At 69.8% G+C, this 7586-nt stretch carries 8 protein-coding genes and 1 pseudogene; 5 read left to right on the forward strand and 4 right to left on the reverse strand.

Annotated features, from left to right (window positions below):
* On the forward strand, window positions 1–1109 hold a 1109-nt coding region (locus ACFXA3_RS28670), incomplete at its 5' end, for a metallopeptidase TldD-related protein (protein WP_385191393.1).
* Between the two features lie 58 nt (window positions 1110–1167).
* Complete coding sequence (tyrS, locus tag ACFXA3_RS28675; RefSeq protein WP_385191395.1) at window positions 1168–2436, forward strand: tyrosine--tRNA ligase; 1269 nt, start codon at window positions 1168–1170, stop codon at window positions 2434–2436.
* Between the two features lie 78 nt (window positions 2437–2514).
* Here the strand turns inward: tyrS and ACFXA3_RS28680 are convergent, their stop codons facing one another.
* Window positions 2515–2793, reverse strand: coding sequence for a GlsB/YeaQ/YmgE family stress response membrane protein (locus ACFXA3_RS28680; protein WP_054221790.1), 279 nt, complete (start codon window positions 2791–2793; stop codon window positions 2515–2517).
* 234 nt (window positions 2794–3027) lie between these two features.
* Here ACFXA3_RS28680 and ACFXA3_RS28685 point away from each other — a divergent pair, with 234 nt between their 5' ends.
* Window positions 3028–3306, forward strand: coding sequence for a DUF3099 domain-containing protein (locus ACFXA3_RS28685; protein ID WP_385191402.1), 279 nt, complete (start codon window positions 3028–3030; stop codon window positions 3304–3306).
* Window positions 3307–3452: 146 nt separating this feature from the next.
* The gene (locus ACFXA3_RS28690) at window positions 3453–3737 is read left to right on the forward strand and encodes a hypothetical protein (protein WP_385191396.1); all 285 of its coding nucleotides are present in this window, start codon (window positions 3453–3455) and stop codon (window positions 3735–3737) included.
* 42 nt (window positions 3738–3779) lie between these two features.
* Here ACFXA3_RS28690 and moaA read toward each other — a convergent pair whose 3' ends face one another.
* The 3 genes from moaA to ACFXA3_RS28705 all read right to left on the reverse strand — a co-directional run bounded on the left by moaA (window position 3780) and on the right by ACFXA3_RS28705 (window position 6945).
* On the reverse strand, window positions 3780–4769 hold the full coding sequence (gene moaA / locus ACFXA3_RS28695; protein ID WP_385191397.1) for a GTP 3',8-cyclase MoaA: 990 nt from the start codon (window positions 4767–4769) through the stop codon (window positions 3780–3782).
* Window positions 4770–4945: 176 nt separating this feature from the next.
* A complete protein-coding gene (locus ACFXA3_RS28700; protein ID WP_385191398.1) occupies window positions 4946–6583 on the reverse strand; it encodes a cation acetate symporter in 1638 nt (545 codons plus the stop codon).
* Window positions 6580–6945, reverse strand: coding sequence for a DUF485 domain-containing protein (locus ACFXA3_RS28705; protein ID WP_385191400.1), 366 nt, complete (start codon window positions 6943–6945; stop codon window positions 6580–6582). Before ACFXA3_RS28705 ends, ACFXA3_RS28700 begins: the two co-directional genes overlap by 4 nt.
* A 258-nt stretch (window positions 6946–7203) precedes the next feature.
* Between ACFXA3_RS28705 and ACFXA3_RS28710 the strand changes: the two are divergent.
* Window positions 7204–7586: pseudogene (locus ACFXA3_RS28710) on the forward strand (peptidase S8); the annotation flags it as partial.

Raw genomic sequence — 7586 nt, forward strand, 5'->3', positions numbered from 1 at the left:
GCCCCGCGGAGGACGCCCGGCCGCTGGTCACCGGGACCCCCTCCTCGCCGGACTTCACGGACGCCCCGGCCGAGACCTCCTCGGCGGTGTTCGCGGACTTCGCCCCGGCCCTCGGCGAGGCATTCGCCCGGGCCCGCGCGGGCGGCCGGGAGCTGTACGGCTTCGCCAACCACGAGCTGGTCTCCACGTACGTCGGCACCTCGACGGGCCTGCGGCTGCGCCACGACCAGCCGAACGGCACCCTGGAGCTCAACGCCAAGTCACCCGACCGGCAGCGCTCGGCCTGGGCCGGCCGCTCGACCCGGGACTTCAAGGACGTGGACCCGACCGTGCTGGACGCCGAGCTCGCCGTGCGGCTGGGCTGGGCGGAGCGGAAGATCGACCTGCCCGCCGGCCGGTACGAGACCCTGCTGCCTCCGACGGCCGTGGCCGACCTGCTGATCTACCAGATGTGGTCCGCGGCGGCCCGGGACGCGGTGGAGGGCCGGACGGTGTTCTCCAAGCCCGGTGGCGGCACCCGGCTCGGCGAGAAGCTGTCCGAGCTGCCGCTGACCCTGCGCAGCGACCCGAACGCGCCGGGCCTGGAGTCCGCGCCGTTCGTGATCGCGCACAGCTCGGGCGACGACGCGTCGGTCTTCGACAACGGTCTGCCGGTCCCGGCGACGGAGTGGATCCGCGAGGGCGAGCTGGCCCGGCTGACCACGACCCGGCACAGCGCGGCCATGACCGGCATGCCGCTCTCGCCGGGCTTCGGGAACCTGATCCTGGACGGCGGCGGCGACAAGTCGCTGGAGGAGATGGTGGCCGGCACCGAGCGGGGTCTGCTGCTGACCTGCCTCTGGTACATCCGCGAGGTCGACCCGGCGACGCTGCTGCTCACGGGCCTGACCCGGGACGGCGTCTACCTGGTGGAGAACGGCCGGGTCGTGGGCGAGGTGAACAACTTCCGGTTCAACGAATCGCCGGTGGACCTGCTGTCGCGGGCCTCGGAGGCGGGGCGGACCGAGAAGACGCTGCCGCGCGAGTGGAGCGACTGGTTCACCCGGGCCGCGATGCCCGCGCTGCGGATCCCGGACTTCAACATGAGCTCGGTCAGCAAGGGCGTCTGATCCACCTAGACTGGGTCATCGGCGTGACGCAATCATCATCTGAAGGAGTCGAGAGACCTTGACGGACATCGTCGACGAACTGAAGTGGCGTGGGCTCTTCGCCCAGTCCACCGACGAAGAAGCGCTGCGCAAGGCGTTCGCGGACGGTCCGGTCACCTTCTATTGCGGCTTCGACCCGACGGCGGCCTCCCTGCACGTGGGGCACCTGGTGCAGGTGCTGACCGTACGACGGCTCCAGCAGGCCGGCCACCGGCCGCTGGCGCTGGTCGGCGGGGCCACCGGCCAGATCGGTGACCCGCGGCCGACCGCCGAGCGGACGCTGAACGACCCGGAGACCGTCGCGAACTGGGTGGGCCGGCTGCGCTCCCAGATCGAGCCGTACCTGTCCTTCGAGGGCGAGAACGCGGCCGTCATGGTGAACAACCTGGACTGGACGGCGGGCATGTCCGCCATCGAGTTCCTGCGGGACATCGGCAAGCACTTCCGCGTCAACAAGATGCTGACGAAGGACTCGGTCGCCAAGCGGCTGGAGTCCGACCAGGGCATCAGCTACACGGAGTTCAGCTACCAGCTGCTCCAGGGCATGGACTTCCTGGAGTTGTACCGGCGCTACGGCTGCACGCTCCAGCAGGGCGGGTCCGACCAGTGGGGCAACCTCACGGCCGGCCTCGACCTGATCCACCGCCTGGAGCCGCACGCCGAGGTGCACGCGCTGGCGACCCCGCTGATGGTCAAGGCGGACGGCACCAAGTTCGGCAAGACCGAGGGCGGGGCCGTCTGGCTGGACCCGGAGATGACCACCCCGTACGCGTTCTACCAGTTCTGGCTGAACGTGGACGACCGGGACATCTCCACCTACATGCGGATCCTGTCCTTCAAGTCCCGCGAGGAGCTGGAGGAGCTGGAGGCGCAGACCGCGGAGCGGCCGCAGGCGCGCGCCGCGCAGCGGGCGCTGGCGGAGGAGCTGACCACCCTGGTGCACGGCGCCGGCCAGTGCGCGGCCGTGATCGCCGCGTCGAAGGCGCTGTTCGGTCAGGGCGAGCTCGCGGACCTGGACGAGGCCACGCTGGCCGCGGCCCTGTCCGAGCTGCCGCACGTCGCGGTCGCCGAGCCCGGCCTGGTGGTGGACCTGCTCGCGGAGACCGGGCTGGTGGCGAGCAAGTCGGCCGGCCGCCGGACCGTGAAGGAGGGCGGTGCCTACGTGAACAACGTGAAGGTCACCGCCGAGGACGCGGTCCCCGCCAAGGAGGACCTGCTGCACGGGCGCTGGCTGGTGCTGCGCCGGGGCAAGAAGAACCTGGCGGCGGTCGAGGTCACGGGCGCCTGAGCCCCGTGGCCGGGCACTGAGCACGGCGGAGGGGCCGGTACGGACGGACGTCCGGCCGGCCCCTCCGTCATGCCGCCCTCAGGTCGTCTGCCTGCTGCCGCCCCGGACCGCCTTGTACATCATGTCGCCGAGGAACACGATCAGGACCGCTCCGGCGAGCTGGAGCAGGTGCCTGGTCCAGTCGATGCCCCGGGTGTCCGCCACTCCGATCCAGCCCGCGACGGCGTTTCCGAGGATGGCGCCGACCATGCCGAACAGCGTGGACAGCCAGATCGGCTGGTGCTGTTTGCCCGGCAGGATCGCCCGGGCGATGAGGCCCAGCACGAAACCGACGATGATCGCCCACAACCATGACATGTCAGGCCTCCTGGTGACGCGTCGTGCGCATGTGGGCCCAGTTTCGACCCGTACGGCCTACTGCGCATTTCGGACAGCCCCATTCGGGGGACACCCCCTCTCCTCGTCACGAAGCGGGCGGCGTACGGTGGGAGGAGTCCGGACGGGGATGTGTCCGGCGGGTGAATCGGGCGGTGGAGCGTGGAGCGGAAGAAGCGGAACGGGGCCGAGGTCTTCCGGATCACCGGGGCCCGGATGGGCCTCGACGAGGACGTGCGCGGACGGCAGCGCCGGTACGTCATCTCCATGGTGATCAGGACCCTGTCGGTCCTGGCGACGGTGATCCTGTGGAACGTGGAACGTCACGTGGCGATCGTGACGCTCATCGCGGGCGCGCTGCTGCCGTACGTGGCCGTGGTCATCGCCAACGCGGGGCGCGAGTCGACCCCCTCACTGCCCTCGAACTTCATCCCCTCACCTGTGCGTCCGGCACTGAACACGGGAAACCTCAAGAAAACCTCAGATCAATCATGAAGTTCCGGTGCACTGCACCGGGTCCTGCGTGACATACTGCCTACGCGCTCCGCATCCCCCGTCGGAGCGACGGACCGACGCCGGGCAGCTCCCCCCGTGGCTGCTCGGCGTCGCCTTTCCGTGGCGGGGGTTTGTAGGGTTGAGGCGTGAACTCCCCTGACTCCCCCGACGTTCCCGATGCTCCCCACGCCGCTCGTTCCGCCGGTTCCGCCGAGGTGCCCGGCTGTTCGGCGAAGGGCTGCCGCGATGCGGCGGTCTGGGTCCTGGCATGGAACAACCCGAAGCTGCACACGCCGGAGCGCCGCAAGACCTGGCTGGCGTGCGAGGAGCACCGCGAACACCTGTCCCGGTTCCTGGGGGTCCGCGGTTTCCTCAAGGACGTCGTGAAGCTGGACGAGTGGGTCCAGCCGGAGGGCTCGGAGCGCCGCTAGCCGCCGGAGCGGCGGGGTCCGGAGCGGCGGGGCCGGCGGCCGTCAGCCGCCGATCGCGGACATCGGGCGGTCGGGCTGGAGGAAGGACGGGTCATCGAGTCCGGACCCGGCCTTCTTGCCCCACATCGCCACCTTCCACAGGCGGGCGATCTCCTCGTCGGGCGCGCCGGAGCGCAGGGCTGCGCGCAGGTCCGATTCCTCGGTGGCGAACAGGCACGTGCGCACCTGGCCGTCCGCGGTGAGCCGGGTGCGGTCGCAGGCACCGCAGAAGGGCCGGGTGACCGAGGCGATCACGCCGACGGTGGCCGGACCGTCGTCGACCAGCCAGCGCTCGGCCGGGGCGGATCCGCGCTCGTCGGCGCCCTCCTCGGTGAGCGTGAAGCGGGTGCGCAGCGAGGCGAGGATGTCCCCGGCCGTGATCATGCCGTCGCGCTTCCAGCCGTGCTGGGCGTCGAGCGGCATCTGCTCGATGAAGCGGAGTTCGTACTCGTTCTCCACGGCCCAGGCGAGCAGGTCGGGGGCCTCGTCGTCGTTCAGGCCCGGCATCAGGACGGCGTTGACCTTGACGGGGGTCAGGCCGGCCGCGCGGGCGGCGGCCATGCCGTCGATGACGTCGTGGTGGCGGTCACGGCGGGTGAGGGTTTTGAAGACCTCGGGCCGCAGGGTGTCCAGCGAAACGTTTACCCGGTCCAGGCCGGCGGCCTTGAGCGCCGCCGCGGTGCGCTTGAGGCCGATGCCGTTGGTGGTCAGCGACATCTTGGGGCGCGGTTCCAGGGCCGCGCACTGCTCGACGATGCCGACCAGGCCGGGGCGCAGCAGCGGCTCGCCGCCGGTGAAGCGGACCTCGGTGATCCCGAGCCGGGTGACCGCGATCCGGATCAGCCGGACGATCTCCTCGTCGCTCAGCAGGTCCGTTTTCCCGAGCCACTGCAGTCCCTCCTCGGGCATGCAGTACGTACAGCGCAGATTGCACCGGTCCGTCAGCGAGACGCGCAGGTCAGTGGCCACGCGGCCATAGGTGTCGAGAAGCATTCGGGCCCCCTCCCCTGTCCGGTCCATAGAGGTTTGCGCCACTTTGGATAAATGCCTGGCGCCGTATTCGAGCCTACGCGACGGCCGTGACTCCTTGGGATGCCCAAATGAACGAGACACGGCGTGGCCGCGTCGTAGAGAAGTACGACGCGGCCACGTTCCGTGTGTGGAGTATTTCAGTGAGCGCCCGTTCCCGTCAGGGAGCGGACCTCGAGTTCCGCGAACTTCCTGGGGTCGGCCTTCTCCTTGGACAGGAGTGTTCCCAGCCAGCCCAGCAGGAAGCCGAGCGGGATCGAGACGATGCCCGGGTTCTCCAGGGGGAACCAGTAGAAGTCGGCGTCCTTGAACATCGAGGTGGGCTTCCCGGAGACGACCGGGGAGAACAGCACCAGGACGACCGCGGAGACGAGGCCTCCGTAGATGGACCAGAGCGCGCCCCGGGTGGTGAAGCGCTTCCAGAAGAGGCTGTAGAGGATCGTCGGCAGGTTGGCGGAGGCGGCGACCGCGAAGGCGAGGGCGACGAGCCCGGCGACGTTGAGGTCACGGGCCAGGGCGCCCAGGCCGATGGCGACGGCGCCGATCACGACCGTGGACCAGCGGGCCGCCCGGACCTCCTCCTGCTCGGTGGCGTTGCCCTTGCGGATCACGTTGACGTACAGGTCGTGGGCGAAGGACGAGGAGGAGGCGAGGGTGAGTCCGGCGACCACCGCGAGGATGGTGGCGAAGGCGACCGCGGAGATCACGGCGAGCAGGACGGCGCCGCCCGTGGAGCCGGCTCCGCCGCCGACCTCCTGGGCGAGCAGCGGGGCGGCGGTGTTGCCGGCCTTGTTGGAGGCGAGGATGTCGCTGCGCTTGAGCAGGGCGGCGGCGCCGAACCCGAGGGCGATGGTCATCAGGTAGAAGGCGCCGATGATGCCGATGGCCCAGTTCACGGACTTGCGGGCGGCCTTGGCCGTGGGGACCGTGTAGAAGCGGATCAGGATGTGCGGCAGGCCCGCGGTGCCGAGGACCAGGGCGATGCCGAGCGAGATGAAGTCGAGCTTCGTCGTCGCGTCCTTGCCGTACTTGAGGCCGGGTTCCAGGAACTTGGCTCCCTGGCCGCTGTTCTCGGCCGCCTTGCCGAGCAGGTCGGAGATGTTGAAGTGGAACTTCAGCAGGACGAGGAAGGTGATGAGCAGGGTGCCCGCGATGAGCAGGACGGCCTTGATCATCTGGACCCAGGTGGTGCCCTTCATTCCACCGATGGTGACGTAGAGGATCATCAGGACGCCGACCAGCGCGACGACGGCGACCTTGCCGCCGTCGCTGGTGATGCCGAGGAGCAGCGAGACGAGCACGCCGGCGCCGGCCATCTGGGCGAGCAGGTAGAAGATCGAGACCACGATGGTGGAGGTGCCGGCGGCGGTGCGGACGGGCCGCTGGCGCATCCGGAACGCGAGGACGTCGCCCATCGTGTAGCGGCCGGAGTTGCGCAGCGGCTCGGCGACGAGCAGCAGGGCGACCAGCCAGGCCACGAGGAAGCCGATGGAGTAGAGGAAGCCGTCGTAGCCGAAGAGCGCGATGGCGCCGGCGATGCCGAGGAAGGACGCGGCGGACATGTAGTCGCCGGAGATGGCCAGGCCGTTCTGGAAGCCGGTGAACTGGCGGCCGCCCGCGTAGAAGTCGGCGGCGTCCTTGGTCTGGCGGCCGGCCCAGATCGTGATGCCGAGGGTGGCGACGACGAACAGCCCGAACAGGGTCATGATCAGCGGCCGGTGCTCGGTGGCCCCGGCGGCGAGGTCCGTCGTCAGGGCGAGCTGGAGGGTGTCGCTCATTCGCCGGCCTCCATCCGCGCCTTGATCGCCGCGGCCTTGGGGTCGAGCTTCGCGGCGGCGTGCCGGGAGTAGAAGTACGCGATCAGGAAGGTCGTCGCGAACTGGGCGAGGCCGAACACGAGGGCGACGTTGACGTTGCCGAAGAGCTTGGTCCCCATGAACCCGCCGGCGTAGTTGGACAGCAGGACGTAGAGCAGGTACCAGGCGATGAAGGCCACGGTGAGCGGGAAGGCGAAGGAGCGGTAGGAACTGCGCAGTTCGGCGAATTCGGCGCTCTGCTGCACGCTTTCGAACTCTTCGGCGGCGGGGCTCGCCACGGGCGTTCCCGCGCTGCCGTGCGGCGGCGCTGCTTCGGTGGTCACGGGGGGCTCTCCTTGTGACGCGGGTGCGGTGGGGACGGACAAAACAACCTCCGTGTGGGGGACGGTGGCGCTGATCGCCCCCTGTCAACGGCACGTACGGCGCGACGGGACGGTTCAACACCCGCTGATACTCGGGAAACTGATTTGTCGAACTGATGGCGGAGAGACGAACGGCGGCACTAGGTTCACGTGTCATGAACCCGTCGTCCTGCGCGATCACGCGCGGACGGCTTCTTTCACGGATGATGTGGAGAACCCATGGCTCATCTGGGATCCGGTCGCCGGCGTATCGCCGTACCGATCGGCCTGGCGCTCACCGCCTCGCTCGCCTTCCTGCCCTCGGCCGCGGCGTCCGCCGCCCCGCTCGGCAGCACGGCGGGCACGGCGACCGCGGCGAAGCCCGACACCACGGGCCCCAAGCTCTCGTACGTCGCGAACCTGAACACGTACGCCACGGTCAAGGCCGCGAAGAAGGCCATCGAGCGGGCCGGCGGAACGGTGGTGACGTCCTATGAGCAGATCGGGGTCGTCGTCGCACACTCCCAGAACCCGGACTTCGCCAAGCAGCTGCGCGCCCAGCGCGGCCTGTTCGTGTCCGTCGGCGCCACCCGGACGGCCCCCCTCAAGACGGTGGCGACCAC

The organism is Streptomyces sp. NPDC059456, assembly GCF_042750055.1.
GTDB lineage: Bacteria > Actinomycetota > Actinomycetes > Streptomycetales > Streptomycetaceae > Streptomyces.

What these genes read in the sequence shown, in the direction of transcription:
- ACFXA3_RS28680 (WP_054221790.1), bottom strand. Translation starts at nt 2,793, where the DNA reads ATGTCATGGTTGTGGGCGATCATCGTCGGTTTCGTGCTGGGCCTCATC.
- ACFXA3_RS28700 (WP_385191398.1), bottom strand. Translation starts at nt 6,583, where the DNA reads ATGAGCGACACCCTCCAGCTCGCCCTGACGACGGACCTCGCCGCCGGG.
- ACFXA3_RS28685 (WP_385191402.1), top strand. Translation starts at nt 3,028, where the DNA reads ATGGGCCTCGACGAGGACGTGCGCGGACGGCAGCGCCGGTACGTCATC.
- moaA (WP_385191397.1), bottom strand. Translation starts at nt 4,769, where the DNA reads ATGCTTCTCGACACCTATGGCCGCGTGGCCACTGACCTGCGCGTCTCG.